The organism is Streptomyces iconiensis (assembly GCF_028657195.3).
Lineage (GTDB): Bacteria > Actinomycetota > Actinomycetes > Streptomycetales > Streptomycetaceae > Streptomyces > Streptomyces iconiensis.
On sequence record NZ_JANCPR020000045.1, the window covers coordinates 20,100 to 47,010 of the forward strand.

Annotated in this window: 23 protein-coding genes; 18 read left to right on the forward strand and 5 right to left on the reverse strand. The window is 71.5% G+C overall.

Annotated elements, in window-relative coordinates; all coding sequences use genetic code 11:
- Positions 1-228 precede the first annotated feature (228 nt).
- Positions 229-1,743, forward strand: a complete 1,515-nt coding sequence (locus NMN56_RS33260) for a glycosyltransferase family 1 protein (RefSeq protein ID WP_274046214.1) — start codon at positions 229-231, stop codon at positions 1,741-1,743.
- A 109-nt stretch (positions 1,744-1,852) separates the two neighbouring features.
- On the opposite strand, the gene NMN56_RS33265 is transcribed toward NMN56_RS33260, so the two are convergent.
- Positions 1,853-2,995, reverse strand: coding sequence for a LacI family DNA-binding transcriptional regulator (locus NMN56_RS33265; RefSeq protein WP_274046215.1), 1,143 nt, complete (start codon positions 2,993-2,995; stop codon positions 1,853-1,855).
- Positions 2,996-3,138: 143 nt separating this feature from the next.
- Between NMN56_RS33265 and NMN56_RS33270 the strand changes: the two genes are divergently transcribed.
- Complete coding sequence (locus tag NMN56_RS33270; RefSeq protein ID WP_274046216.1) at positions 3,139-4,086, forward strand: glycoside hydrolase family 16 protein; 948 nt, start codon at positions 3,139-3,141, stop codon at positions 4,084-4,086.
- Positions 4,083-5,261 carry a beta-1,3-glucanase family protein gene (locus tag NMN56_RS33275; RefSeq protein ID WP_274046217.1) on the forward strand — a complete coding sequence of 393 codons (1,179 nt, stop codon included), beginning with the start codon at positions 4,083-4,085 and terminating at the stop codon, positions 5,259-5,261. The genes NMN56_RS33270 and NMN56_RS33275 overlap by 4 nt, the downstream gene beginning before the upstream one ends.
- Before the next feature lie 145 nt (positions 5,262-5,406).
- Here NMN56_RS33275 and NMN56_RS33280 read toward each other — a convergent pair whose 3' ends face one another.
- Positions 5,407-7,236, reverse strand: a complete 1,830-nt coding sequence (locus NMN56_RS33280) for a glycoside hydrolase family 15 protein (RefSeq protein ID WP_274046218.1) — start codon at positions 7,234-7,236, stop codon at positions 5,407-5,409.
- Positions 7,237-7,666: 430 nt separating this feature from the next.
- Here NMN56_RS33280 and pyrG point away from each other — a divergent pair, with 430 nt between their 5' ends.
- The 9 genes from pyrG (at position 7,667) to NMN56_RS33325 (ending at position 19,126) form a co-directional block, all read left to right on the forward strand.
- Positions 7,667-9,352 (forward strand): CTP synthase, encoded by a 1,686-nt coding sequence (gene pyrG / locus NMN56_RS33285; protein WP_274046219.1) that lies wholly within the window; start codon positions 7,667-7,669, stop codon positions 9,350-9,352.
- A gap of 3 nt (positions 9,353-9,355) precedes the next feature.
- On the forward strand, positions 9,356-9,991 hold the full coding sequence (locus NMN56_RS33290) for an NUDIX domain-containing protein (protein ID WP_274046220.1): 636 nt from the start codon (positions 9,356-9,358) through the stop codon (positions 9,989-9,991).
- A gap of 175 nt (positions 9,992-10,166) precedes the next feature.
- Positions 10,167-12,350: a tetratricopeptide repeat protein gene (locus tag NMN56_RS33295; protein ID WP_274046221.1), complete on the forward strand. Its 2,184-nt coding sequence runs from the start codon at positions 10,167-10,169 to the stop codon at positions 12,348-12,350.
- 175 nt (positions 12,351-12,525) lie between these two features.
- On the forward strand, positions 12,526-13,641 hold the full coding sequence (gene ald, locus NMN56_RS33300; RefSeq protein WP_274046296.1) for an alanine dehydrogenase: 1,116 nt from the start codon (positions 12,526-12,528) through the stop codon (positions 13,639-13,641).
- A gap of 499 nt (positions 13,642-14,140) precedes the next feature.
- Positions 14,141-15,205, forward strand: a complete 1,065-nt coding sequence (locus tag NMN56_RS33305; protein WP_274046222.1) for a ParA family protein — start codon at positions 14,141-14,143, stop codon at positions 15,203-15,205.
- Entirely contained in the window at positions 15,202-15,858 is a 657-nt protein-coding gene (locus NMN56_RS33310) for a hypothetical protein (RefSeq protein ID WP_274046223.1), read from the forward strand. The genes NMN56_RS33305 and NMN56_RS33310 overlap by 4 nt, the downstream gene beginning before the upstream one ends.
- Positions 15,859-15,883: 25 nt before the next feature.
- Entirely contained in the window at positions 15,884-17,062 is a 1,179-nt protein-coding gene (locus NMN56_RS33315) for a segregation/condensation protein A (RefSeq protein ID WP_274046224.1), read from the forward strand.
- Positions 17,055-17,804 carry an SMC-Scp complex subunit ScpB gene (scpB, locus tag NMN56_RS33320; protein WP_274046225.1) on the forward strand — a complete coding sequence of 250 codons (750 nt, stop codon included), beginning with the start codon at positions 17,055-17,057 and terminating at the stop codon, positions 17,802-17,804. Before NMN56_RS33315 ends, scpB begins: the two co-directional genes overlap by 8 nt.
- The gene (locus NMN56_RS33325) at positions 17,804-19,126 is read left to right on the forward strand and encodes a pseudouridine synthase (protein WP_274046226.1); all 1,323 of its coding nucleotides are present in this window, start codon (positions 17,804-17,806) and stop codon (positions 19,124-19,126) included. The genes scpB and NMN56_RS33325 overlap by 1 nt, the downstream gene beginning before the upstream one ends.
- Positions 19,127-19,441: 315 nt before the next feature.
- Here NMN56_RS33325 and NMN56_RS33330 read toward each other — a convergent pair whose 3' ends face one another.
- Positions 19,442-19,762, reverse strand: coding sequence for a DUF952 domain-containing protein (locus NMN56_RS33330; protein WP_274046227.1), 321 nt, complete (start codon positions 19,760-19,762; stop codon positions 19,442-19,444).
- Positions 19,763-19,865: 103 nt separating this feature from the next.
- Between NMN56_RS33330 and aroH the strand changes: the two genes are divergently transcribed.
- The 5 genes from aroH to der all read left to right on the forward strand — a co-directional run bounded on the left by aroH (position 19,866) and on the right by der (position 24,422).
- Entirely contained in the window at positions 19,866-20,228 is a 363-nt protein-coding gene (gene aroH, locus NMN56_RS33335) for a chorismate mutase (RefSeq protein ID WP_274046228.1), read from the forward strand.
- A gap of 22 nt (positions 20,229-20,250) precedes the next feature.
- Entirely contained in the window at positions 20,251-21,339 is a 1,089-nt protein-coding gene (locus tag NMN56_RS33340; RefSeq protein WP_274046229.1) for a prephenate dehydrogenase, read from the forward strand.
- Positions 21,340-21,506: 167 nt separating this feature from the next.
- The gene (cmk, locus tag NMN56_RS33345; protein WP_274046230.1) at positions 21,507-22,235 is read left to right on the forward strand and encodes a (d)CMP kinase; all 729 of its coding nucleotides are present in this window, start codon (positions 21,507-21,509) and stop codon (positions 22,233-22,235) included.
- Between the two features lie 65 nt (positions 22,236-22,300).
- The gene (locus tag NMN56_RS33350; protein WP_430542778.1) at positions 22,301-22,888 is read left to right on the forward strand and encodes a lysophospholipid acyltransferase family protein; all 588 of its coding nucleotides are present in this window, start codon (positions 22,301-22,303) and stop codon (positions 22,886-22,888) included.
- 67 nt (positions 22,889-22,955) lie between these two features.
- On the forward strand, positions 22,956-24,422 hold the full coding sequence (gene der, locus NMN56_RS33355) for a ribosome biogenesis GTPase Der (RefSeq protein WP_274046232.1): 1,467 nt from the start codon (positions 22,956-22,958) through the stop codon (positions 24,420-24,422).
- A gap of 141 nt (positions 24,423-24,563) precedes the next feature.
- Here der and NMN56_RS33360 read toward each other — a convergent pair whose 3' ends face one another.
- Together NMN56_RS33360 and NMN56_RS33365 are read right to left on the reverse strand one after the other, a co-directional pair.
- Positions 24,564-24,830, reverse strand: a complete 267-nt coding sequence (locus tag NMN56_RS33360; RefSeq protein ID WP_430542776.1) for a hypothetical protein — start codon at positions 24,828-24,830, stop codon at positions 24,564-24,566.
- A gap of 181 nt (positions 24,831-25,011) precedes the next feature.
- Complete coding sequence (locus tag NMN56_RS33365; protein WP_274046297.1) at positions 25,012-25,833, reverse strand: hypothetical protein; 822 nt, start codon at positions 25,831-25,833, stop codon at positions 25,012-25,014.
- 455 nt (positions 25,834-26,288) lie between these two features.
- On the opposite strand from NMN56_RS33365, the gene NMN56_RS33370 reads away from it, so the two are divergent.
- Complete coding sequence (locus tag NMN56_RS33370) at positions 26,289-26,903, forward strand: LysM peptidoglycan-binding domain-containing protein (protein ID WP_274046234.1); 615 nt, start codon at positions 26,289-26,291, stop codon at positions 26,901-26,903.
- Positions 26,904-26,911 lie beyond the last annotated feature (8 nt).

A 26,911-nucleotide genomic window follows, 5' to 3' on the forward strand; every position in this document is an offset into this window, starting at 1 on the left:
GCGGCGGGCCGGCTCGCACGCGCGGCGGCCGGCTCGCACACGGAGTGCTGAGCCGCACGTGTGCACCCATGGTCGCCCGAGTGAGTGATAGGGCGTGGCCCGTCCCGTGGCCGGCCGCCCGAGCGGCCGTACTGCGGTGCGAAGGCGCGACCCCACCTGGCATCCTGGGGCAGACTTCGCCAGCCATCCCCTGCACCTCCCCCCTGCGAGCCGGGAGCCCGACCTGCCGTGAGCCGTACCGCCTCCCCGTATCAGCCGCCCGTCGGCAGGGCCCCGCTGCACGCCGTCCAGGTGCTCGGTGGTGCCTCATCCGCTTTCGGCGGCGCTCCCTCGGCGGTCACGGCGGCGCATGTGCGCTCCCTCGCCGAGGGCCTGGTCGCGCGGGGGGTACGGGTCACGGTGTGCGCCGCACAGGAGTCGGGCCTCGACCAGGAGTTCACGGGGATCGGGGCGCGCTTCGCCGCCACCCGCGGCCATACCGAACCCGAGGCCGTCGCCTCCCTGCGTGCCGTCTGCGCCGACGCCGACCTCGTGCACGCGCACGGGCTGCGCGCCGGGCTCGCCGCCGCGCTCGCCCTCGGCAGGCTGCGCCGCGAGGTGCCCCTCGTCGTCACCTGGCACACCCTGCCGCTGCCGGGTACGGGGGAGCCCGGCCGTGCGCACGGGGCGCGGGGACTGGTCACGCGGCTGCTCAAGAGGCGGGTCGCCCGCGCGGCCACCGTCGTTCTCGGCGTCACGGCCGACCTCGTGGACGCGGCGCGCGACTGCGGCGCCCGGGACGCACGGCTCGCCCCCGTCGCCCTCCCTGGACCACGCCGCACCGCCCCTGCCGCCTCCGCCCCCGCTCACCCGGGCCGGCCTCCGCACCCGGACCAGCTCCCGGACCCGGAGCAGCTCCCGAACCGGGACCAGCCCTCGAACCCGGACCGGCCCCCGCACGCACAGGCTTCCCACGGCCGGGACGGTGACCCCGGCGCGGGAGGCGAAGGGCGGGCCAGGACCCGTGGCCCCGCAGCCCCCGGTGTGCCCGGCCCGTCCGGCCCTTCTTCCGCCGGTGGGGCGGGCGTTACGGACGCTACGGGCGTTACGGGCAGTACGGACGCCAGGGGCAGTACGGACGGTACGGGCGCGGCGCACGGGCACGCCGATGCCGGGCGGGCGGAGGCGCTGCGGCACAAGATCCGCGCCGACCTCGGTGCGGTGGGCCGTCCCCTGCTGGTCGCCGTCGGGCGGCTCGACCGCCGGCACGGGTACGACACGGTGCTGACCGCTTCCCGCGCCTGGCGCGGCCTGGAGCCGCCGCCGCTGCTCGTCATCGCGGGCGAGGGCCCTGAACGGGCCGCGCTCCAGGCCCGTATCGAAGCGGAGGCGCTGCCCGTCCGGCTGCTGGGGCGCCGCGAGGACGCGCTGCGGCTGCTGGCGGGAGCCGATCTGGCGGTGGTGTCCGCTTCCTGGGAGGGCAGGTCGCTGCTCGCGCAGGAGGCGCTGCGCGCCGGTGTACCGCTCGTCGCGACGGAGGTTGGTGGTATCCCCGAACTGGTGGGCGAAGCGGCCGTGTTGATCCCGTACGGCGATCCCGACTCGCTCGCTTCCGCCGTCCTCGCGCTGCTGGCCGACCCCGTACGGCGCGACGCGTTCGCCGACGCGGGCCGCACGCGGGCGGAGACCTGGCCGACCGAGGACGACACCGTGGCCCAAGTCCTCAGCGTCTACGACGAGTTGACGCGCCCGGCGCCGGGCTGAGCGATGCGGAGCCGCGGCGGTGCGGAAACGCGCTGGTGCGAAGCCGCGACGGTGCGGCTCCGCGGTGTCGCGGCGATAGGCCGGTGCGGTGTCGCGGCGGTCCTGTCCCTCAGCCGGAGGCCCGTACCACCAGCTGTGCCTCGGTGATCACCGGCGCGACCGGTGCGGCGCACCCCGTCCGGCCGCCACCCGCGCCGTCCTCGCCCTCGCGGCCACCGCCACCACCGTCACCGTCACGGCCGTCACCGCCACCGTCACCGTCGTAGCCGTCCTCGCCCGCGATCCGGCGCAGCAGCAGTCCGGCCATCAACCTGCCCATGCCCTCGACGTCCTGACGGACCGTCGTCAGCGGGGGATCGGCCCAGGAGGCGGCCTCCAGGTCGTCGAAGCCGATCACCGCCACGTCCTGCGGAACCCTGCGGCCCGCGGCGCGCAGCGTGCGCAGGGCTCCCACCGCCATCAGGTCGGACCCGGCGAACACCGCGTCCAGGCCGGGCTCCCGTGCGAGCAGCGCCGCCATGGCATGCTCGCCGCCCTCGGCCGTGAAGCCGCCGTCGGCGCTCAGTGCGGGATCGGGCGGCAGGCCGGCCGCCGCCAGCGCGTCGTGGTAGCCGTGCAGCCGGTCGAGGGCCGAGGTCTGGTCGAGCGGGCCCGTGAGCACGGCGATCCGGCGGCGCCCCTGCTCCAGCAGCCGGGCCACCGCGAGCCGTGCGCCGCCCCTGTTGTCCGCGTCGACGTACAGCAGGCGCGGGTCCCGGTCCGCGCCGTGCCAGCCCGGTCTGCCGCCGAACACCGTGGGCAGCCCCGCCTCCAGGGCGCATGCGCCGGGCGGGGGCCCCTCGCCGTGCAGTGAGAACATCAGTACCCCGTCGACGTGTCCGCCCGCGAGATACCGGCCGATGCGTTCGTGGTCCTGTGCCCGCTCCTGGAGCATGAGCAGGAGCTGGGTGTCGTTGTCGGCCAACTCCCGGATTATTCCGCGCAGTTGGCGTGAGAAGAACGGGTCGGAGAAGACCCGGCTCTCCGGCTCGGCGATCACCACGGCCACGGCACCCGTGCGGCGTGTGACCAGGCTGCGTGCCGCGATGTTCGGTGTGTACCCCAGTGCGCTCACGGAGCGCCGCACCCGCTGGCGCACCTCGTCGCGCACGCCCGTACCGCCGTTGACCACTCGGGAGACGGTGGCGCGCGAGACACCGGCGTGTGCGGCGACGGCCTCAAGGGTGGGGCGCGCGGGGCGCTCGTTACGCACGTCGTCGAACTCCTTTTCCTCCGAAGGCACTTGACGCTATCGCCAACTCGCGCCAATGTGCATGCCCATGACGTGAGAGCGCTCTCAAATTCCCCCCACACCGAGAGGCGCGCGAAATGAGAAGAACACGACATGCGCCGCGGATGCGCGGCAGAAGCCGGTGGTTCCCCGCCCTGGCAGCCACGGTCTTCCTGGCCGCCGCCGCCACCGCCGTACCGCTCGCGCAGAGCGCGCAGGGCGCCCCCGAGCGGCAGAAGGGCCCGGGTGCCATGGAAGAGGTCTGGCGTACGGACTTCGACGGCGCGGGCGGCAGCCTGCCCTCGGAGGACGACTGGATCATCGACACCGGCCATGGCTATCCGGGCGGCCCCGGCAACTGGGGCACGGGCGAGGTGCAGGAGTACACCAAGGACCCGGCCAACCTCAGCCTGGACGGCGAAGGCCACCTGAAGATCACGGCGTTGAAGAACGGTGACACCTGGACCTCAGGCCGTATCGAGACCAAGCGCACCGACTTCGCGGCGCCCGAGGGCGGCAAGCTGCGCATCGAGGCGAGCCTGAAGCTGCCCGAGGTCTCGGGCGACCAGGCACTCGGCTACTGGCCCGCGTTCTGGACCCTCGGCGCCGACTACCGCGGCAACTACCAGAACTGGCCCGGCGTGGGCGAGTTCGACATCATGGAGAACGTCAACGGCGACGCCGCGGCGCACGGTGTGCTCCACTGCGGCGTGAACCCCGGCGGCCCCTGCAACGAGACCCAGGGCATCGGCGCCAAGGCCCAGTGCGGCGGAAGCTGCCAGGGCGGCTTCCACACGTACGCGCTGGAGCTGGACCGTACGGGCGGGACCGAGGAACTGCGCTGGTACCAGGACGGCCAGCAGATCCACTCGGTCAAGGAGTCCGACATCGGCGCCGACACCTGGCGCCAGGCCACCGACCACGGCCACTTCATCCTGCTCAACCTGGCCATGGGCGGGGCCTTCCCGGACGGCGCCGCAGGCCGGGCCACCCCCACAGACACCACCGAGCCCGGCGCCTCGCTGTTCGTCGACCACGTCTCGGTCCAGACCACCGGAGGTACCGCACCGTGAGCCCCCTCAGCCGCAGGACCCTGCTGCGCACCGCCGCAGCCACCGCCGTCGCCGCGCCCGCTGCCGGCCTGCTCGCCGCGCACGCGAACGCGGGTCCGGACGGCCGTTCCGCGCGGTCCAGCGCTGCCGGACTGTCCCTGAAGATCGCCAACAAGACCGGTGAGTACGACAGCGGCTCCATCCACGTCTACATCGTCGGCAACGACGGCACCCGCCAGTGCCGCGTCACACCCGAGGGCGAGCTGAAGCCCGTCGAGCTGTCCGACAACGGCCCCGACGGCTACACCGACTACGCCATCCCGCTCACCGGCGACGAGACCCCGCTCCAGCTGCCGGAGATGTCGGGCCGGATCTACGTCGCGTGCGGTGAGAAGCTCAAGTTCAAGGCGGTCGACGGCGGCCAGGGCGCCGCGCTGGCCTACCCGGCGGCCTGGGTGGAGTCCGACCCGAACTACGGAGTCGTCCACGACTGCGCCGAGTTCACGTACAAGTCGGGCGCCATGTACTGCAACACGACCATGGTCGACATGTTCAGCGTGCCGTTGGCCATCCACCTCAAGGGCGCCAAGGACCAGACGACCGGCACCCTCAAACCGGGTGCGCGCGCCAAGGTCTTCGAGCAGGTACGCGCTGCCGAGGGCTTCTCCGGCCTGGTCATCGACGACAAGCGCGTCATCGCACCCGGCCACGGCATAGGCGCGGGCAAGTTCGCCGAGGACCACTTCGCCGCCTACATCGACGAGGTGTGGAGCCTGTACGAGGGCAAGGACCTGAAGGTCACCACCAACGCGGGAACGTTCACGGGCCGGGTCAGGGGCGGCAAGTTCGCCTTCACGGGCCCCGGCGAGGTTTCCTTCGACAAGCCCAGCACGAAGGACGTCCTCTTCTGCGACGGTGCGCTGGCGGCGCCCAACGACGGCGTCACGGGCCCCGTCGCCGCGGTACTCGGCGCCGGCTTCAACCGCACCACCCTGGTCACCGAGGCCGAGCAGCCCTCGAAGGACCCCGCGCGCTTCTACCAGGGCGGCACCCCGCACCACTACGTGAAGGCCATGCACGAGGCGACCGAGGACGGCAAGGCGTACGGCTTCGCCTTCGACGACGTGGCCGGATTCGCCTCGTACATCGAGGACGGCGCCGCCTCGGAGATGACGCTGACCCTCACACCCTTCTGACCCGCACGCCCCTCTGAGCCGCACCCTCTGAACCGCACGGTCACGCGCCGTACGCCACGAGCCGTACGCCACAGGGGAGTTCACGCGACAGCGGCCCGTACCCTCCCGCCGTCACACGGGGAGGTACGGGCCGCCGGGTTCCGCCTCAGACGCCGTAGGCGCCCGAGGCCGTCAGCCGCAGCGCGGTGTCGATGAGCGGCACATGGCTGAACGCCTGTGGGAAGTTGCCCACTTGGCGCTGGTTGGCCGAGTCCCACTCCTCAGCGAGCAGCCCCAGGTCGTTACGGAGCCCCAGCAGCTTCTCGAACAGCTTCCTGGCCTCGTCCACCCTGCCGATCATGGCCAGATCGTCGGCCATCCAGAACGAGCAGGCCAGGAACGCGCCTTCCTCGCCCTCCAGACCGTCGACGTTCGCGCTCTCCCCGTCCTCCCCGTCCTCGGAGCTGGTCGGGTAGCGCATGATGAAGCCGTCCTCGGTGGACAGCTCCCGCTGGATGGCCTCGATGGTGCCGATGACGCGCTTGTCGTCGGGCGGCAGGAAACCCATCTGCGGGATCAGCAGCAGCGAGGCGTCCAGTTCCTTGGAACCGTAGGACTGCGTGAAGGTGTTCCGCTCCTTGTCGTACCCCTTCTCGCACACCTCCCGGTGGATCTCCTCGCGCAGATCGCGCCACCGCTCCAGCGGACCGTCCACATCACCCGCCTCGATCAGCTTGACGCTGCGGTCCACAGCGACCCAGGCCATCACCTTGGAGTGCACGAAGTGCCGCCGGGGACCGCGTACTTCCCAGATGCCCTCGTCCTTCTCGTACCAGTGGTTCTCCAGGTAGCCGATGAGCTTGATCTGGAGGAGCTGTGCGTAGTCGTTGCGCGCCAGGCCCGTCATATGGCCGAGATGCAGCGCCTCGACGACCTCGCCGTAGACATCGAGCTGGAGCTGACCCGCCGCGCCGTTGCCGACGCGTACGGGTGTGGAGTTCTCGTAGCCCGGAAGCCACGTCAACTCCGCCTCCGACAGCTCCCGTTCGCCCGCGATGCCGTACATGATCTGGAGGTTCTCCGGATCGCCTGCCACCGCGCGCAGCAGCCACTCACGCCACGCGCGTGCCTCCTCCCTGTACCCGGTGCGCAGCAGCGACGAGAGGGTGATCGCCGCGTCCCGCAGCCAGGTGAAGCGGTAGTCCCAGTTCCGGCCGCCGCCGATGGCCTCGGGCAGCGAGGTCGTGGGTGCGGCGACGATGCCGCCCGTCGGTGCGTAGGTCAGCGCCTTGAGCGTGATCAGCGAACGGATGACGGCCTCGCGGTAGGGGCCGTGGTACGTGCACTCCTCGACCCACTCGCGCCAGAAGTCCTCCGTCGTACGCAGCGCCTCGGCCGGCTCGGGCAGCGGCGGCTCGCTCTTGTGCGACGCCTGCCAGCTGATCACGAACGTGACCTGGTCACCCGGCGCGACGGTGAAGTCGGAGTAGGTGGTCAAGTCCTGGCCGTACGTGTCGGCTTCGGTGTCCAGCCACACCGAGTCCGGCCCGGCGACCGCGACCGTGCGCTGGCCCACCTTGTGCACCCACGGCACGACCCAGCCGTAGGAGAAACGCATCCGCAGCGAGGAGCGCATCCGCACCCGGCCGCTCACGCCCTCCACGATCCGGATCAACTGCGGTGCGTGGTCCTCGCGGGGCGGCATGAAGTCGATGACTCGCACGGTGCCCCGCGGGGTGTCCCACTCGGATTCCAGCACCAGGGAATCTCCCCGGTAGCGGCGACGGTCGGCCGGCGGTGGATCACCCCCGCCTGCGTGGGCGGGGCCCACCCGCCAGAAGCCGTGTTCCTCGGTACCCAGGAGTCCTGCGAACACCGCGTGGGAGTCGAATCGCGGAAAACAGAGCCAGTCGACCGTCCCCTCCCTGCCGACGAGGGCTGCGGTCTGCATGTCCCCGATAAGTGCGTAATCCTCGATGCGCCCAGCCACGTGCATCTCCAGTCGAACGAACTGCGGTGACGTACCCCGACATGGACGAGGTACGTGCTGGATGACCTGTGCTTTTTCTGCCTGTCCACGGCAAGTTTCCGAGCAGGATACGACGCAGTGATGGCGTACGCCCGACGGTCGCCGCAGTCCGGGTGCGCCGATTAGGTGAGGTTGCCGACGCGTTCACCTGCTGCGACGCTCCGGTCACCCTGGGATGCGCCTGGCGCGCTCCTGCGTGCCCCTGACCGCCGGGGAGCAGCGTCCGGAGCGGCCCGGCAGAGGCACTGTTACGCTGGTAGCCCGTGGACCGGTGGGCACGCGAACGCGTTCTGTTCGACCCGAAAGCCCCCCGAACCGCAGCGACGGCACCACTGGCACCGAAGCCAGGTTGCCGCTCCGCACCCCACCAAGCGACCACGGGAGCCCCCTCTTGGCCATGCCGCCTACGTCCATGACGACCAAGCATCTCTTCGTCACCGGGGGTGTCGCCTCCTCGCTCGGCAAGGGGCTCACCGCCTCCAGCCTGGGCGCCCTGCTCAAGGCCAGGGGCCTGCGGGTGACCATGCAGAAGCTGGACCCCTATCTCAACGTCGACCCCGGCACGATGAATCCCTTCCAGCACGGAGAGGTCTTCGTCACCGACGACGGGGCCGAGACGGACCTGGACATCGGCCACTACGAGCGCTTCCTCGACGTCGACCTCGACGGCTCGGCCAACGTCACGACGGGCCAGGTCTACTCCCAGGTCATCGCCAAGGAGCGCCGCGGTGAGTACCTGGGCGACACCGTCCAGGTCATCCCGCACATCACCAACGAGATCAAGCACCGCATCCGGCGGATGGCGACCGACGACGTCGACGTGGTCATCACCGAGGTCGGCGGCACCGTCGGCGACATCGAGTCGCTGCCCTTCCTGGAGGCCGTGCGCCAGGTGCGCCACGAGGTCGGCCGGGACAACGTCTTCGTCGTCCACATCTCGCTGCTGCCCTACATCGGCCCCTCGGGCGAGCTGAAGACCAAGCCCACCCAGCACTCGGTCGCCGCGCTGCGCAACATCGGTATCCAGCCGGACGCCATCGTGCTGCGCGCCGACCGCGATGTGCCCATCTCCATCAAGCGCAAGATCTCACTGATGTGCGACGTGGACGACGCGGCGGTCGTGGCCTGCAAGGACGCGCGCTCGATCTACGACATCCCCAAGGTCCTGCACACCGAGGGCCTGGACGCCTACGTCGTACGCAAGCTGGACCTGCCCTTCCGCGACGTGGACTGGACCCAGTGGGACGACCTGCTGCGCCGTGTGCACGAGCCGGACCACGAGGTCACCGTCGCACTGGTCGGCAAGTACATCGACCTGCCCGACGCCTATCTCTCGGTCACCGAGGCCCTGCGTGCCGGAGGCTTCGCCAACCGGGCCCGCGTGAAGATCAAGTGGGTCACCTCGGACGACTGCCGCACCCCCGAGGGCGCCGAGGGCCAGCTCGCCGACTGCGACGCCATCTGCATCCCCGGCGGCTTCGGCGACCGCGGTGTCGAGGGCAAGGTCGGCGCCATCACCTACGCCAGGGAGCGCGGGATCCCGCTGCTCGGCCTCTGCCTCGGCCTCCAGTGCATCGTCATCGAGGGCGCCCGCAACCTCGCCGGCATCAAGGACGCCAACTCCACCGAGTTCGACCAGGGCACCGCGCACCCGGTCATCTCCACCATGGAGGAGCAGCTCGACATCGTCGCAGGCGAGGGCGACATGGGCGGAACGATGCGGCTGGGCATGTACCCCGCCAAGCTGGCCGAGGGCTCCCTCGTCCGCGAGACGTACGGCGGCGAGCCCTACGTCCAGGAGCGCCACAGGCACAGGTACGAGGTCAACAACCACTACCGCACCGAGCTGGAGAAGAAGGCCGGGATCGTCTTCTCCGGCACCTCGCCCGACAACAAGCTCGTCGAGTACGTCGAGTACCCGCGCGAGGTGCACCCGTACCTCGTCGCCACCCAGGCACACCCCGAGCTGCGCTCCCGCCCGACCCGCCCGCACCCGCTCTTCGCCGGTCTGGTCAAGGCCGCCGTCGAGCGCCAGCAGGGCCAGGGCCAGAGCCAGGGTCAGAACCAGTCCGAGGGGGAGTGAACGATGGCCACACGTATCGCTGACACTCCTGAGGAGTGGGAGGTCACCGCGACCTCCACACCCTTCCAGGGCAACAAGACCGGTGTGCGTACCGACGACGTCGTCATGCCCGACGGCGCCGTGGTGCGCAGGGACTACCAGACGCACCCGGGCTCCGTCGCCATCCTGGCCCTCGACGACCAGGACCGGGTGCTGGTGCTCAGCCAGTACCGCCACCCGGTGCGCGAGAAGCTGTGGGAGATCCCCGCGGGGTTGCTCGACATCCCCGGCGAGAACCCGCTGCACGCGGCCCAGCGCGAGCTGTACGAAGAGGCTCATGTGAAGGCCGAGGACTGGCGCGTTCTCGTCGACGTCTACACCACACCCGGCGGCAGCGACGAGGCCGTACGGATCTTCCTGGCACGGGAGCTGTCCGAGGCCGAGGGCGTCCGCTTCGAGGTCTCCGAGGAGGAGGCCGACATGGAGCTGGCACGCATCCCCCTGGAGGAGCTGGTACGCGGCGCGCTCGCCGGCGAGCTGCACAACAACTGCCTGGTCGTGGGCGCCTTCGCGCTCAACGCTGTCCTCATGGGCGGCGGCGGGACGGGCGCGCTGCGCCCGTCCGACGCACCCTGGCCCGCGCGCCCCTTCGAGGCGTAACGCTCACCTGCCGGACGGGCACGCGCTGCCCGTCCGGCGAGCGGGCTCACCCGGCTGGGCCGCTGTGGTGATTTTCAGCCCGCACGGCGCGACCTGACTCCCCGGCTGAGATCCGGTTGTGAACTACGCTCGGTGCGTTCGTACGCACAGGCGCAGGTGAACGGGAGCGTGGCCCGTGACGGATCAGGCGGTGCAGCCCACAGGAACGGCCACGGGCCCCACAGGCCCCCACACCTTCACCGGGCGCGACCGCGAACTCCGCGCCCTGCGTGACGACATCGGCCGCGCCGGCCTGCACACCCTCTCGGGCCACCCACCCGCGCACAGCCGGGTCCTGCTGATCGCAGGGGCCCCGGGGTCAGGGCGCACAGCGCTGGCCGAGGAATTCGTGCGGCGGCACGCGGGCCGCTACCCCGGCGGGGTGTTCAGGGCCCGGCTGACCGACCCCGGCGGAGTCCCCGTCTCCACCGAGCGCGCGGCGCGCGACCTGCTGGCCGCGCTCGGCATCACCGGTACCCCGCCTGCGGGCTGCGACGAGGACGACCTGTGCGACGCGGTACGTTCCGCGCTGACGGCCAGTGCGCCCCTGGTGCTGCTGCTGGACGATGTGGCCCACTCCGACCAGGTGCTCGACCTGCTGCCCGAGTCACGTGAGTGCCTCGTGGTCGCGGTCTCCTCGGGGCCGCTGACCGGAGTCCCCGATGTGCGCCCCTGCACGCTGGGCGGCCTCGACCGCGCCGCCGCCGTCGAACTCCTCGCACGCCGGGTGGGCTCGGCGCCCCGTGTCACGGTCGACCCCCGCAGCGCCGAGGCGCTCGCCGAGGCGTGCGGCGATCTGCCCGCCGCGCTCGCGCTGATGGGCGGCTGGCTGGGCGCCAGGCCCAAGCTCTCCGTCGCCGATGCGACCAAGCAGCTCGGGGAGCAGCCCGAACCGCCCCGCGAGGCCGCCGCCGAACAGGAACAGCAGTCCCACCCCCAGCAGTCCCACCCCCAGCGACAGCCCCCCGGCCCCCTCGCCCGCGCCTTCCGCCTCGTGCACGGCTCCCTCGCGCCGACGCCCGCGCGGATGCTGCGCCTGCTCGCGCTCGCCCCCGCCGGCTTCGCCGACCCGCAGACCGCCTCGGCGCTGGCCGGCTGCTCGGTCGGGGTGGCGCGCTCCGCACTGGAGGAGTTCGTACGGCTGGGCCTGCTGCGCGCGCTGGGCGCCGAGTGCTACGAGGTCCCGGGGTGCCTCGACCCGCTGCTGCGCGCCGAGTTGGAGAAGCACGAACGCCCGGCGCAGGCGCTGCTGGCCAGGGCGCGGATGCTGGAGCGGACGGTACGGCAGCTCCAGGCGTGCCGCGCGGTCTGCGAGCCGTCGGGTTCCGAGGCGCGCAAGAGGATGGCGGGCATGCCCCGTTCACTGCGCTTCGCGCACCCCGCCGAGGCCCGCGCGTGGCTGGAGGTGCGGCGGCCGGCGATGCTGGCGGCGACCCGCATGGCGGTCGCGGACGGCGACGGCGAACTCGACACGCTCGCCCGCAGGTTGGTCTCCGCGCTGGGCCGCGCCTTCGAGGCGCACCGCGAGCCCGACGAGGCGGCGCCCGAGCTGTACCGGCTGCACGAACTCGTACTCGCCGTCGCCGAACGCGGCGCCCTGCACCGCGAGCGCGCTGCGGCGCTGCTCAACCTCGGTGACCTCGACGCCCGTACGGACCGGCTCGACGGGGCGCTCGGGCGCTACCGTGCCGCGCTCGACGCCGCACGCGCGGGCAAGGACCCGCTGGCCGCCGGGCGTTCGCTGGAGTCGCTCGGCGGTACGTACGCGGAGCTGGGCGACTGGGCGCGCGCCGCCGACTGGTACGGCAGAGCGCTCGCGCTGCGGCTCACCAGGGGCGAGCGGGCCGACCGCGAGGCCGTGGCCAGGCTGCACGGCAGGATCGGCGCCGTGCACACGTACGCGGGCCACTGGGACGAGGCGCTGCGCGCGTGGCGGGCCGCTGCCGCCGCCTTCCGCAGGCTGCGCGAACCCGCGGCACACGCCCGCGCGCTGGCTGAGGCCGCCAGGGTGCAGGAGTACGCGGACCGCCCGCACGACTCGCTGCGTACCTGCGGGCAGGCGCTGGAGGCCGCGCGGCGTGCGGGGGACAGGCGGCTGGAGGCGGCGCTGCGGCTGCGGCTCGCCGACGCCTGCCGGCGCGTGGGCGACCTGAGAGCCGAGCGTGCCCACCGTGCCGCCGCGAACCTGCTGCTCACGGAGGCGGAGCGGCCGGATGCGGAAGCGCCGGGAGATGCCGGGGAGCGGCGGGAACCGGGAGAACCGGAAGCGGAGGACCGGCGTACAGCGGAGGGGGGCGCCGCCGGAGCAGATGGCGCCTGAACCCTGCGACCTGCGAAACATATAGCGATCCCAGAAAAGATCGACCCTTTGTAAGGCTGGACAGCTCAGCGTCCTTCATTAAACTGGTCTAGCCGCGGTCATCACGGGTGTCTTCCGCATGCGCGACGCGGCCTTCTTCTGCCTTCTGCACTCTGAGTCAAGGACCGTGATCGACGTGAAGGTCGGCATCCCCCGCGAGGTCAAGAACAACGAATTCCGCGTGGCCATCACCCCGGCAGGGGTGCACGAGCTGGTACGGAACGGACACGAGGTGTACGTGGAACGGGGAGCCGGGACCGGCTCCTCCATCCCGGACGGTGAGTACACCGAAGCGGGCGCCGCCATTCTCGGAACGGCCGACGAGGTGTGGGCGACGGCCGATCTGCTGCTGAAGGTCAAGGAGCCGGTCGCCGAGGAGTACCACAGGCTCCGCAAGGACCAGACGCTCTTCACCTACCTCCACCTCGCCGCCTCCCGCGCGTGCACCGACGCGCTGCTGGCCTCGGGCACCACGGCCATCGCCTACGAGACGGTCGAGCTGCCGGGCCGCGGCCTGCCGCTGCTCGCGCCGATGTCCGAGGTCGCGGGCCGTATCGCGCCCCAGGTCGGCGCCTACCACCTGATGGCTTCCGCCGGTGGCCGAGGCGTGCTGCCCGGTGGCGTTCCGGGTGTGAACGCGGGCCGGGCCGTCGTCATCGGCGGCGGCGTCTCCGGGTGGAACGCGACACAGATCGCCGTCGGCCTCGGCTTCCACGTCACCCTGCTCGACAAGGACGTCAACAAGCTCCGCGAGGCCGACAGGATCTTCGGCAACCGCGTGCGGACCGTCGCCTCCAACGCGTACGAACTGGAGCGCGCCGTCCTCGACGCCGACCTGGTGGTCGGCGCCGTGCTGATCCCCGGCGCGAAGGCGCCGAAGCTGGTGAGCAACGAGCTGGTGTCGCGGATGAAGCCGGGAAGTGTGCTTGTCGACATCGCGATCGACCAGGGCGGCTGCTTCGAGGATTCGCGTCCCACCACCCACGCCGAGCCCACCTTCCCGGTCCACGACTCGGTCTTCTACTGCGTCGCCAATATGCCGGGTGCGGTGCCCAACACCTCGACGCACGCGCTGACAAACGCGACACTTCCGTACATCGTGGAGGTCGCCAACCGGGGCTGGCGGGAGGCGCTGCGCCGGGACGCCGCTCTCGCCAAGGGGCTCAACACCCACGACGGCGAGGTCACTTACGGTCCCGTCGGCGAGGCGCACGGCCTTCCCGTACGGGACACCGCCACGCTTCTGGGCTGAGGCGGCGCTTCGTTGAGACCCCGGCGGTCAGGCCGCTGCGTCAACGTCGGCAACATCACGTCACCGGCCGGACCTTGGGGAACAGGGTTCGGCCGGTGGCGTAATCAGTTCTGTGCGGGCGGTTCTCAACTCGCCGCGAACGTAACTGTCTAACCGATTTGCCCACCCACGAATCGGTGCCGGCGGCACTCTGAGGCCCTTGACACAGGGCCGCTCCGTTACCGACACATCGTGCCGTCTCCGGCGGATTGTGTTGCTGCGGACCGCCGACACGCCATAGAGTCGCCAACCGTCGGCATGGTGTCACGCTGACCTGTCTAGAAATTTCCTGGTCACCAAGGAGGTAGGACGACTTGTGAATGAGTCGACATTTTCTCCCGGGGGTGGTCAACCAGGAGCGCCTGTGCGAGGCCAGGGGTCCTCAGGTCCCTCGGAGCCCGCGGGTGTCGGCTCCGTCGCTGTCCGCACCTTCGCAGCCCACCAGAACCCGACTCCGAGCATGACAGCCCACCAGAGCATGGACGGCCACCACGTGAACGCCACGGCCGGCGACGCTACGAACGGTCAGTCCGCCGAGCGTTTCGCCGACTACAAGGATCCCCAGCGCGACGCGCAGCACGGCGAACTGCCGGAGGGACACTTCTACGATCCTGACGCGGAGTACGAGCCGGACCCGGAGTACGCCGCCACCCTCGCGCCCGACGCCGCGCGCCAGCGCCGCGAGCGCATCGGCCCGACGGGGCGGCCACTGCCGTACTTCCCGATCCCTGGACCGGTCAACGAACACGGCCCGGCGAAGATCATCGCGATGTGCAACCAGAAGGGCGGGGTCGGCAAGACGACCTCGACCATCAACCTGGGCGCCGCGCTCGCGGAGTACGGACGCCGCGTGCTGCTCGTGGACTTCGACCCGCAGGGCGCGCTCTCGGTCGGCCTCGGCGTGAACCCGATGGAGCTGGACCTCACCGTCTACAACCTGCTCATGGAGCGGGGTCTCGCACCCGACGAGGTGCTGTTGAAGACGGCGGTCGCGGGGATGGACCTGCTTCCCAGCAATATCGATTTGTCCGCAGCAGAGGTGCAGTTGGTCAGCGAGGTCGCGCGCGAGTCGACACTTCAGCGCGCGCTGGGCCCGCTGATGAACGACTACGACTTCATCGTCATCGACTGCCAGCCCTCGCTGGGACTGCTCACCGTGAACGCGCTCACCGCTGCACACAAGGTGATCGTGCCGCTGGAATGCGAGTTCTTCGCGCTGCGCGGTGTGGCGCTGCTCACCGAGACCATCGAGAAGGTCCAGGAGCGGCTCAATCCCGAGCTGGAACTGGACGGGATCCTGGCCACGATGTACGACTCGCGCACCGTGCACAGCAGAGAGGTGCTGGCGCGCGTGGTGGAGGCGTTCGACGAGAACGTCTACCACACGGTCATCGGCCGGACCGTCCGCTTCCCCGAGACCACGGTCGCGGGTGAGCCGATCACCACGTACGCCTCCAACTCCGTTGGTGCCGCCGCCTATCGCCAGCTCGCCAGGGAGGTGCTCGCCCGGTGCCACGCCGCGTGAGTCTGCCGGCAGCCGACGAACTGTTCCGTACGACCGGGGGATCAGCGGTGCAGCCGTCGGCCCCCCAGCAAGGGCAAGGCAAGGGCCAGCTGAACGGCGAGGCGCCGGCCAAGGTGCCCGCCCCCGCGTCCGAGCCCGAGCCCGACCCCGAAGGCCGGCAGGAGCACACGGCGGCGTACGAGGGCGGAGAGGCCGGGGAGGGCGAGACCCACTCCGGCGGCGGCGAGCACGGCGGGCGTGACGCACGCTCGGCCACCAGGCAGGAGGAACGGGGCACTTCCCCGTCCCCCGCTTCGGGCCCGGCTTCCCCGTCCCCCGCCTCGCAGCAGGCCGGGGCAGCGGGTGCGGGGCGCGGGAACGCCAATGCCAACGCCAACGCCAAGGGGCGGCAGCCGTCCGGCTCTTCGTCCCGGCGCTCCCGGGCGGCCAACCGCCGCCCCAGCGGGCGCGAGCGGCACGACGAGAAGATCACGGTCTATGTCTCGGCCGAGGAACTGATGGACCTCGAACACGCGCGGCTCGTGCTGCGCGGTGAGCACGGACTCGCCGTCGACAGAGGGCGCATCGTGCGCGAGGCCGTCGCCGTTGTCCTGGCCGACCTGGAGTCCCGCGGGGACGCGAGCATTCTCGTACGGCGGTTGCGCGGGCGCTGAAGGGCTTGCCAGTACGCTGCCTGCGATGCTCAGTCCTGACGACACACGTGCGAACCAGGGCTCCCGCCGACCGCTCGGGCGGGGGCCCGGTTCCGCGTACGGGGACAGCGAGCCGGAGACGCCGTACGCGGTGCCCGCACCGGCGCACGAGTCCGTACAGGAACCGGAGCCCGCACCGGACTCGGAGCCCGTACAGGAACCGGTGACGGAAGTCACCACCGAAGCCGCCACCGAAGCAGACCCTGAAGCCGCCGTCGCGGCAGACCCCGAAGCGGCCGTCGAGCCCGAGGGGGAAGCCGGGCCCGAGACGGATGTCACGTCCGGTGCCGGGGACGGTGCCGGGGGCTCGGCCGAGAGTGAGGTCGAGAGCGAGGTCGGGGACGGCCGGTTCCGGGTCGTGCTGGACAACTTCGAGGGGCCGTTCGACCTCCTGCTCCAGCTGATCTCCAAGCACAAGATGGACGTCACCGAGGTCGCGCTCTCGCGGGTGACCGACGAGTTCATGGTGCACATCCGGGCCATGGGGCCCGAGTGGGACCTCGACCAGACCACCGAGTTCCTCGTTGTCGCCGCCACCCTGCTCGACCTCAAGGCCGCCAGGCTGCTTCCGCAGGCCGAGGTGGAGGACGAGGCGGACCTGGCGCTGCTGGAGGCCAGGGACCTGCTGTTCGCGCGGCTCCTCCAGTACCGGGCCTACAAGGAGATCGCGACGATCTTCGCCGGCCGGCTGGAGGACGAGGCCCGCCGCTTCCCCCGTACCGTCGGTCTTGAGCCGCACCACGCCGAGCTGCTGCCCGAGGTGGCGATCAGTGTGGGGCCCGAGGGGTTCGCCAGGCTGGCGGTCAAGGCGATGCGGCCCAAGCCCAAGCCCCAGGTGTACGTCGAGCACATCCACGCGCCGCTGGTCAGCGTGCGGGAGCAGGCCGAGGTCGTGGTGGCCCGGCTGCGCGAGCGCGGCGAGGCCAGCTTCCAGGAGCTGGCGGCCGACGCACCGGACACGCTCACGGTCGTCGCCCGCTTCCTCGCGCTGCTGGAGCTGTACCGCGAGAAGGCCGTCTCACTGGAACAGGACGAGGCGCTCGGGGCGCTGCTCGTCAGATGGAGCGGTGCGGCGGACGCGGCACCGGTGGTGACCGACGAGTTCGACCAGGAGCCGGGACAGCCGGGGGAGCCGGGGACGTCAGGGGAGTCAGCGGATGAGTGAGACCTACGAGGTGAACGAGACCTACGAGGTGCAGGCGGCCGAGGCCGATTCCGGGGCCGGGCCCGTGCGGCGTGCCGCCGGTGACGAAGAGCGGGCGGAGGGCACGGGGGGTGCGGAGGCGCCCGCTGGTGCCTCCGCCGTCGCCGAGCTGGAGCTGAAGCCGGCCCTGGAGGCCGTACTGATGGTCGTCGACGAGCCCGCGACCCCCGAGCACCTGGCCAGGGTGCTGGAGCGGCGGCCCCGCGAGGTCTCCGACGCACTGCGCGAGCTGGCCGACGACTACACCCGCGAGGGGCGCGGTTTCGAACTGCGGCTGGTGGCCGGAGGCTGGCGCTACTACACGCGGGGCACGTACGCGGACGCGGTCGAGCGCTTCGTACTGGACGGGCAGCAGGCGCGGCTCACACAGGCCGCGCTGGAGACCCTCGCGGTCGTCGCGTACCGCCAGCCCGTGAGCCGTTCGCGGGTCTCGGCCGTGCGCGGAGTGAACTGTGACGGGGTGATGCGCACCCTCCTGCAACGGGGTCTGGTGGAGGAGGCGGGCGCGGAACCCGATACAGGTGCGATCCTTTACCGGACGACGCATTACTTTCTGGAGCGGATGGGCCTGCGCGGCCTGGACGAGCTTCCGGAGCTGGCGCCCTTCCTTCCGGAGGCGGAGGCCGTCGAGGGGGAGACCCAGGAGAGCATGCCGTCGTTCGACGTAGACGACCTTTCCAGCGACTCCCAGACGGAACTTTGATGCGAAGCAGTGGCAGGAACACCGGCGGAAACCGCAACGACAAACAGGGCAGCCAGAAGGGGCGGCAGGGCCAGTCGCGACAGCAGGGGCAGTCCCGCCAGCAGCCCCGGCCCGAGGAACGGCGCTACAACCAGAGTGGGGCGGCCGGGAAGCCGGGGACTCCCGCCTCGAAACCGACCGGAGACCGCGGCAGGCCCGCGACCGGGGGCAGGCCCGCGACCGGCGGAAAGCCGGCGACCGGTGGCAAGTCCTCGGGCTTCGGCAAGTCGGCGCCGGGTGGCAAGTCGGCCCCGGGCGGCCGTCCCGCTTCCGGCGGCAGGCCCACGACGGGTGGCAAGCCCGCGACCGGTGGCCGTCCCGCGGCCGGTGGCAGGCCCACCGGCGGTGGCAAGCCGTCGACCGGTGGCAAGCCGGCCGGCGGCGGCAGGGGCGGTGCGGGGAACGTGCGCAAGGAGGTCACCAAGAGCGGTGCGCCCAAGGCACGTTCCCGCAGGGCTTCGGCCCCCGCGAGGCCCCGCGAGTACGACGCGCAGATCGAGGAGCGCAACAGGCAGCGGCACAGCGAGCCGGCGACCAAGCTCCCCAAGACGTTCGGCGAGCAGGAGGGCGAGCGGCTCCAGAAGGTCATGGCCAGGGCCGGCATGGGCTCGCGGCGTGCCTGCGAGGACCTGATCCAGCAGAACAGGGTCGAGGTGAACGGCGAGATCGTCCGCGAGCAGGGCCTGCGCGTCGACCCGGCCAAGGACGAGATCAAGGTGGACGGGCTGACCATCACCACCCAGTCCCACCTGTTCTTCGCGCTCAACAAGCCGGCCGGTGTCGTGGCCTCCATGGAGGACCCGGACGGGCGGCAGTGCCTGGGCGACTACGTGCAGAACCGTGAGACCCGGCTCTTCCACGTGGGCCGTCTCGACACCGAGACCGAGGGCCTCATCCTGCTCACCAACCACGGTGAGCTGGCACACCGGCTGACGCACCCGCGCTACGGCGTGCCCAAGACGTACCTGGCCGCCATCCAGGGGCCTCTGCCGCGCGACCTCGGCAAGCGGCTCAAGGAAGGCATCCGGCTTGAGGACGGGTTCGTCCGGGCCGACCACTTCAGGGTCGTCGAGAACACCGGCAAGAACTACCTGGTCGAGGTCTCGCTGCACGAGGGGCGCAAGCACATCGTGCGCCGGATGCTCGCGGAGGCCGGGTTCCCGGTGGAGCGGCTGGTGCGGACCCGCTTCGGGCCCATCGCGCTGGGCGACCAGAAGTCGGGCTGGCTGCGGCGGATGACCAACACCGAGGTCGGCATGCTCATGAACGAGGTCGGCCTGTAGCCGCCCGACCCCGCTCCTTCCTGCCGCCCGAGGGCGGCGCCGGTACACCGGCGGGAAGGGGCGGGAGCGCGGAGCCGCCGGTACGGGGCCGCTGCGCCGGTCCAGGGAGCCGAGGGGCCTGGTGGACCTGTGCGGCCCGCGTGGCTCCCGGCACGGCCCGGGGGAGTGCGACGGTGGCTGCCTCCGTGACAGCGGCACACAGCGCCGTCACGGGTCTGCTCATGAGGAGCGCGGGCCACTCGTGGCACCGCGTCGGCCGTCCGTGCGGACAGCGGGCCATACGTGCGGAGCGCGTGCCGCCGCCGCGTGCGGGGTTCAGGACCACAGCGCGAGTGACAGCGCCCGGCCCTCGTGGTCGCGCTCGACCTCCAGCATCCCGGCGACGGCTGAGCGGTTGATCCGCCCGTAGATCTGCGGCGAGGGCTCCCAGCGCACCCGTGCGTCCAGGCGGTGCTCGTCGATCATCAGGGCCATCAGCGGGCCGACGGCCTCGCGGAAGCGCGCGTCGGCCACGGCCAGCGCCTGGGACTCCTCGGCCGTGCACGGGATGAAGCCGCCGTCGGTCAGCACCCGCGGCGCGTACGGGCGGTCGGGAGCGAGCAGCCAGTCGTCGAGCGGGACCACGTGGAAGATCATGCCTCTCTTGTACCGTCTCACTGGGCGGGCGTCGCGCACATCCGAACGCATGCGGATCTACCCTGGTCAGGCACGGGATCAGGACACGCAAGGGAGCGGACGGGTGGCGGTACGAGCGGTACGGGGCGCGGTTCAGCTGGACCGGGACGAGCCGGCGCACATGCGGGAGCGGGTCTCCGAGCTGCTCATCACCGTGCTGGAGCGCAACGAACTGACGGCCGACGACCTGATCAGTATCTGGTTCACGGCCACCCCCGACCTGCACTGCGACTTCCCCGCTGCCGCGGCGCGCGAACTGGGGATCGTCGACGTGCCGCTGATCTGCGCTCAGGAGCTGCAGATCGAGGGCGCGATGCCCCGGGTGGTCCGTATCCTGGCGCATACGGAGACCGGCCTGACCAAGGCCGGGATCAGCCACGTGTATCTCGGCGCCGCCGCCGCTCTCCGCAAGGACATCGCCCAGTGACGTGCAAGGACACCCCCAGGTAATGCGTACAGCCCTCGTGCTCGGCACGGGACTCATCGGCACCTCCGCCGCCCTCGCGCTCTCCGCGCGTGGCGTGCGGGTGCACCTGAGCGACCGCGACGCCGGACGGGTCCGTACGGCGGCCTCGCTGGGCGCCGGTACCGAGAGCGAACCCGGGGAGCCCGTCGACCTGGCGATCGTCGCCGTGCCGCCGGCGCACATCCCCGCGACCGTCGCCGATGTGCAGCGGCGCGAACTGGCGCGCGGGGTCATCGACGTCGGCAGCGTCAAGGGCAGGCCCCGCCGCGAACTGACCGAGCTGGGCGGCGAGTTGGCCTCGTACCTCGGCAGCCATCCCATGTCGGGGCGCGAGCAGTCGGGACCGCTTGCCGCGACGGCCAACCTGTTCGAGGGCAGGCCCTGGGTGCTCACGCCGACGCCGGCCACCGACACGGAGGTGCTCAACCTCGCGCTGGAGCTGATCGCGCTGTGCGGGGCCGTGCCCGTGGTCATGGACGCCGACGCGCACGACCGTGCCGTCGCGCTCGTCTCGCACACTCCCCAGCTCCTCTCCAGCCTCGTCGCCGCCCGCCTGGAGGAGGCCGACGAGACGGCCGTACGCCTGTGCGGCCAGGGCATCCGCGACGTGACACGTATCGCGGGCTCCGACCCGGCGATGTGGGTGGACATCCTCTCCGCCAATCCGGGTCCCGTCGCCGATGTCCTCGCCGGGGTCGCGAACGATCTGGAGGGCGCGGTGCGCGCGCTGCGTTCTCTGGACTCGGCCGACGAGGACAAGCGCTCAGCGGGCGCGGCCGGCATCCAGGAGCTGCTGCGCCGCGGCAACGCGGGGCGCACCCGGGTCCCCGGCAAGCACGGTCAGGCGCCCGCCGTCTACGAGACGGTGATGGTGCTCATCAGCGACAGCCCGGGCGAGCTGGCCCGTATCTTCGCCGACGCGGGTTCGGCCGGGGTCAACATCGAGGACGTACGGATCGAGCACGCCACCGGGCAGCAGGCCGGGTATGTGCAGCTCATGGTGGAACCCGGCGCCGTCCGCGTGCTGGAGGGCGCGCTCCGCGAACGTGGCTGGGCGCTGCGTCAGCAGTGACGGGGGCAGCCTGAGGGGCGGGCGCCGACGACGGGCAGCGTGGTGAGTTCCGGGCAGCCGGTAGCCTTGTGCGGGGCTTCCGTGTGCGGAGCTTCCTGTCCGTGCGCAGTCCGGCGTCCCACGCCCTGCTCCGAGAAACCAGAGATTCACGAAAGGTGCCCACCACCGTGTCTGCAACCCCGGCAGCAGTGATTGTCGCCATCGACGGCCCCTCCGGCACGGGCAAGTCCAGCACCTCCAGGGCCGTCGCGGCCCAGCTCGGACTGCGCTACCTCGACACCGGAGCCCAGTACCGCGCGATCACCTGGTGGATGCTCACCAACGGCATCGACGTGAACGACGCCACCGAGGTCGCCGCCGCCTCGGGCAAGCCCTCGATCGTCTCCGGCACCGACCCCCGTGACCCGGCCATCGCCGCCGACGGCGCCGATGCCTCGGGTCCGATCCGTACCCAGGAGGTCACGGCGGCTGTCAGTGCCGTCAGCGCGGTCCCTGAGGTACGGGCCAGGATCACCGGGCTCCAGCGGGCCATCGCGGCCGGGGCAGGAGGCGGCATCGTGGTCGAGGGCCGGGACATCGGTACGACCGTGCTGCCCGACGCCGACCTCAAGGTGTTCCTCACGGCCTCGGCCGAGGCGCGCGCCGCACGCCGCAGCGGGGAGCTGAAGGCCGCCGACGGGAGCGCGGCAGGCGACCTCGCGGCGACCCAGCAGGCCCTCGCACAGCGCGACAAGGCCGACTCCAGCCGCAAGGCGTCCCCGCTGAAGAAGGCGGACGACGCCGTGGAGGTGGACACCACCGAGCTGAGCCTGGACCAGGTCATCGAGTGCGTGGTCACCCTGATCGAGAAGGCGGCGGCGGAGAAGGCCGGGCGGATGGAGAAGGCCGCACAGTGACACCAACCGACTCCCTTCCGGGAACGCGGGGGGCAGCCGTCGGACGCCGTATCGGCATCGGACTGATGTATGGGCTGTGGAAGCCCCGGGTGCTGGGCGCCTGGCGGATGCCGCCCACGGGGCCCGTGATCCTCGCGGTCAACCACTCCCACAACATCGACGGACCCATGCTGATGGGTACGGCGCCCAGGCCGGTGCACTTCCTGATCAAGCAGGAGGCGTTCACCGGCCCGCTCGACCCGTTCCTGCGGGGCATCGGACAGCTGAAGGTCGACCGCACGGCGGCAGACCGCAGCGCCATAGGGAACGCGCTCGGTGTGCTGGAGCGCGGGGGAGTGCTGGGCATCTTCCCCGAGGGAACCCGGGGAGAGGGCGACTTCGCCGCACTGCGCGGCGGGCTCGCCTACTTCGCGCTCCGCTCCGGTGCACCCGTCGTCCCCGTCGCCGTGCTCGGCAGCGCCGAGCGGCAGGGCCGCCTCATCGGGGCACTGCCGCCGCTGCGGGGCCGCGTGGACGTCGTCTTCGGCGACCCGTTCACGGTCGGCGACGGCAGCGGCCGGCGTACGAGGAGCGCGCTGGACGAGGCGACCGTAGAGCTCCAGCAGCGGCTGAGCGGACACCTGGGGAAGGCCAGGCGGCTCACGGGCCGCTGACCGGACAGACCAGACGACCTGTAGAAGCCTGAAGTAGAGCCACGTAGAACTATGAGGACGAGACGTCATGGACGACCAGAATCACTCCGGCGACGAGCACGGGCACGGTGAGCTCGGCGACGCCGAGTTCGCGGAGTTCATGGAGATCGCCGCGGAAGAAGGCTTCGAACGAGAAGACGTGGAGGGCGCGCTCGGCGAGGCCGGGCACGGACCACTCCCCGTACTCGCGGTCGTCGGCCGCCCCAACGTCGGCAAGTCGACGCTGGTGAACCGCATCATCGGCCGCCGTGAGGCGGTCACGGAGGACCGGCCGGGGGTCACCAGGGACCGGGTCACCTACGAGGCCGAGTGGGCGGGCCGCCGCTTCAAGGTGGTGGACACCGGCGGCTGGGAGCAGGACGTGCTCGGCATCGACGCGTCCGTCGCCGCGCAGGCGGAGTTCGCCGTGGAGGCGGCCGACGCCGTCGTCTTCGTGGTCGACGCCGGGGTCGGCGCCACCGACACCGACGAGGCCGTGGTGAAGCTGCTGCGCCGCGCGGGCAAGCCCGTGGTGCTGTGCGCCAACAAGGTCGACGGGCCCTCGGGCGAGGCCGACGCCTCCTACCTGTGGTCCCTCGGTCTGGGCGAGCCGCACCCCGTGTCGGCGCTGCACGGACGCGGTACGGGCGACATGCTGGACGAGGTGCTCAAGGCACTGCCCGAGGCTCCCGAGCAGACCTTCGGCACCGCGCTGGGAGGCCCGCGCCGTATCGCGCTCATCGGCCGCCCCAACGTCGGCAAGTCCTCGCTCCTCAACAGGGTGGCGGGCGAGAACCGCGTCGTCGTGGACGACGTGGCGGGCACCACCCGCGACCCGGTGGACGAGCTGATCGAACTCGGCGGTGTCACCTGGAAGTTCGTGGACACGGCGGGCATCAGGCGCCGTGTGCACATGGCGGAGGGCGCCGACTACTACGCCTCGCTGCGTACGGCGGCTGCGCTGGAGAAGGCCGAGGTCGCCGTCGTCCTCATCGATGTGAACGAGTCGATCAGCGTCCAGGACCTGCGCATCATCACGATGGCCGTCGAGTCGGGCCGCGCGGTCGTGCTGGCCTACAACAAGTGGGACACGCTGGACGACGAGCGCCGCTTCTACCTGGAGCGGGAGATCGACCGCGACCTCGTGCAGGTGCGCTGGGCGCCCCGGGTGAACGTGTCGGCCCGTACGGGGCGGCACATGGAGAAGCTGGTTCCCGCGATCGAGACGGCCCTCGCGGGCTGGGAGTCGCGGGTGCCGACCGGGAAGCTGAACGCGTTCCTCGGCGAGATCGTGGCCTCGCACCCGCACCCCGTGCGGGGCGGCAAGCAGCCGCGCATCCTCTTCGGTACCCAGGCGGGAACGAAGCCGCCGCGCTTCGTGCTCTTCGCCTCCGGGTTCCTGGAGGCGGGCTACCGCCGCTTCGTCGAGCGCCGGCTGCGCGAGGAGTTCGGCTTCGAGGGCACCCCGATCCAGATCTCGGTCCGGGTCAGGGAGAAGCGCGGCCGTAAGAAGTGAGACCCGTGCCCGGCGGGGCCACGGGTCCCGCCGGGCACGGAAGACGACGGCTACGGAGGACGACAGGTACGGAAGACGGCGTCCGCGGGTCCCGCGGGCGGTGTCCGCAGGTCCCGGCGGGTGCTGACGGCGTCCGCGGTCTCAGCGGTGGCCGTCGCGGGGCGCCGGCGGAAGCGCCGGACGGTGCCACCCGGGAGCCGCGGGGACGTGCCAGGCGCTCTCGGACGGCTCCTGAGCGCCCCACGAGCGCTCGCTCCAGTGGCCCGTACCCGTGCCGTGCACCGTGCCGAAGCCCTCGAACCGCAGCTCCTCCTCGCCCGTGCGGTCTCCCGGAAGGGCTCTGAAGAGCCTGCGGTACTCCGCGTACAGCGAGTCGTAGATCGGGGTGGCCGAACTCTCCTGTGGCACGCGCGCCGGTCGCATTCCGGGGATCTGCCCCTGGTTGAGATGGGAGTTGTGGGCTCGGGGAGGTTCGTAAGGCTGCACGACTGTGCCAACGAACGCGCCGCCCGCCGGATGCGGGCCCGCGCGGCGAATGACCTGATCGCACGGGCTGCCGCCGCGCTCTGCTGTCATACCTGACGCCCCGTCACGTTCCGGCGAGCGGCATCGCAGCCGCCACCAGGACGCCGCCTGCCGCCGCCTTCTCCAGCGCCTCGCGCAGCAGGTCCTCGCGTGGCTGCTGGCCGATGGAGCCCGAGGGCGCCGCGTAGACGATGACGGTGTGGCTCTTGTTCGCCGCCGTGCGCCAGCCTTCGGTGACAGCGAGCGGCTGGTGCGCCTGCCACCAGGCGACGGGCTGCGCTCCCGGCCCGGCCGGTGGCTGGAGGATGGCGTGCAGCTGGCCCATCGCCAGCAGCACCGACCAGCCGGAGACGGGCGAGGGCTGCCCGGCCACGTCCGTGACCGGCATGAAGCCCTGCTCGATGAGGAGCGGGAGGAAGTCGTCGCCGGGCCCGTCGGACCCCGGCCGCGTGATGGGCCCCGTCGGCTCGACGACGATCGCGGCGTGCAGGGTGTCCTTGATCAGCACCTGACCGCAGGTCACGCCGAGCACGGCCTGGCGTGGACCCGGCTGTGGCCCGGCGGGCGCCGGCGGCGGCACGGAGGCGACGGAGGGTGCCTGGGGTGCGGGCGGCGTCCGGTCGCCGGTGATGCTGCGCACGGCTCCCTGCAGCTGGTCCTCTGAGACGGTCACGACCTGGGAGGGGATGCAGGTCGCGTGCGCGAAGGCGAGTACGGCGGTCTCGTCGCCGACGAACAGCACCGTGCTGGTGCGCTCCTGGCCGGTGTCGCCCGGCGTGCGGCATGAGGTGCAGTCGTAACTTCCCGGGGCGTTCTCTCCGGCGAGCAGGCGGTCGGCTTCGGCTTCGCCGATCTCGGCGCGTACGGCGTCGCTGACATCGAGCATGGGGGACACGGAGGCTCCTGGCTTTCGGTTCCTGTTCGTGTGGACAACGGGTGATCTGTGGTCGCGGTCACGCGCCGGAGGGAACGGAATCCCCATGTCGGGCACGGGGAGTGACATTGACCGCGGAAGCACTCACTCCTCGTCAACTCGCGTAGAGCGTCCGCAAGTTCGACCAGTGAGCTGGCTCACAGGGATGCGAGCCGGGTGGGTGGCATGCCCCTTTTTCACCCCTTATGGGGGGTGTCTTGAAGTCGCCGTTATAGCGAGTAACCGGCAACTGGCCTGGAACGTTAAGGATCCGGTTGATAGTGGGGCGAGTAGCTCCATAGGTTTCCCGGCGGTGCACCGAGCATCACCCGGGACAGCGGAGCAGAGGGCAGGCGCCGGACGCGCCTCGCACTCATCCGCTCGGGGGAGACGAACGGGGGCTCCCGGGTTTGTCGAGAGGGTTTCTCTTGTCCAAGCGTCGTACAGCTGCCGTGCTCGCGGGTACCGGAATCATCGCCCCGCTCGCACTGCTCGCCGCCACGGCCCCTACGGCCTCGGCGGCGCCGAACGACGGAGTGTGGGACCGCATCGCCCAGTGCGAGAGCGGCGGGAACTGGAAGATCAACACAGGCAACGGCTACTACGGCGGGCTCCAGTTCTCCGCCGGCACCTGGCGCGCACACGGAGGTACGGCGTACGCGCCGACCGCCGACAAGGCCAGCAAGGCCCAGCAGATCGCCGTCGCCTCCAAGGTCCAGGCGGCGCAGGGCTGGGGCGCCTGGCCGAACTGCTCGGCCAAGGCCGGGGCCTCGGGGAAGGCTCCCGCGGCACCCCAGGCACAGCCCAAGGCGCAGCCCAAGGCCAAGCCCGCCAAGCCGCAGCCGAGTGAGCGTCCCGCCACGCGCATCAACAGGGGCTCGGTACGCGGTGGTTCCGGTGACTACATCGTGAAGAGCGGCGACACCCTCGGCACGATCGCAGCGGCCCACCACAAGAACTGGCGTGCGGTCTACGCCGCCAACAAGAAGGTCATCGGGGGTGACCCGAACCTCATCGTGCCCGGCCAGCGCATCAACCTGTGACCGCGGGG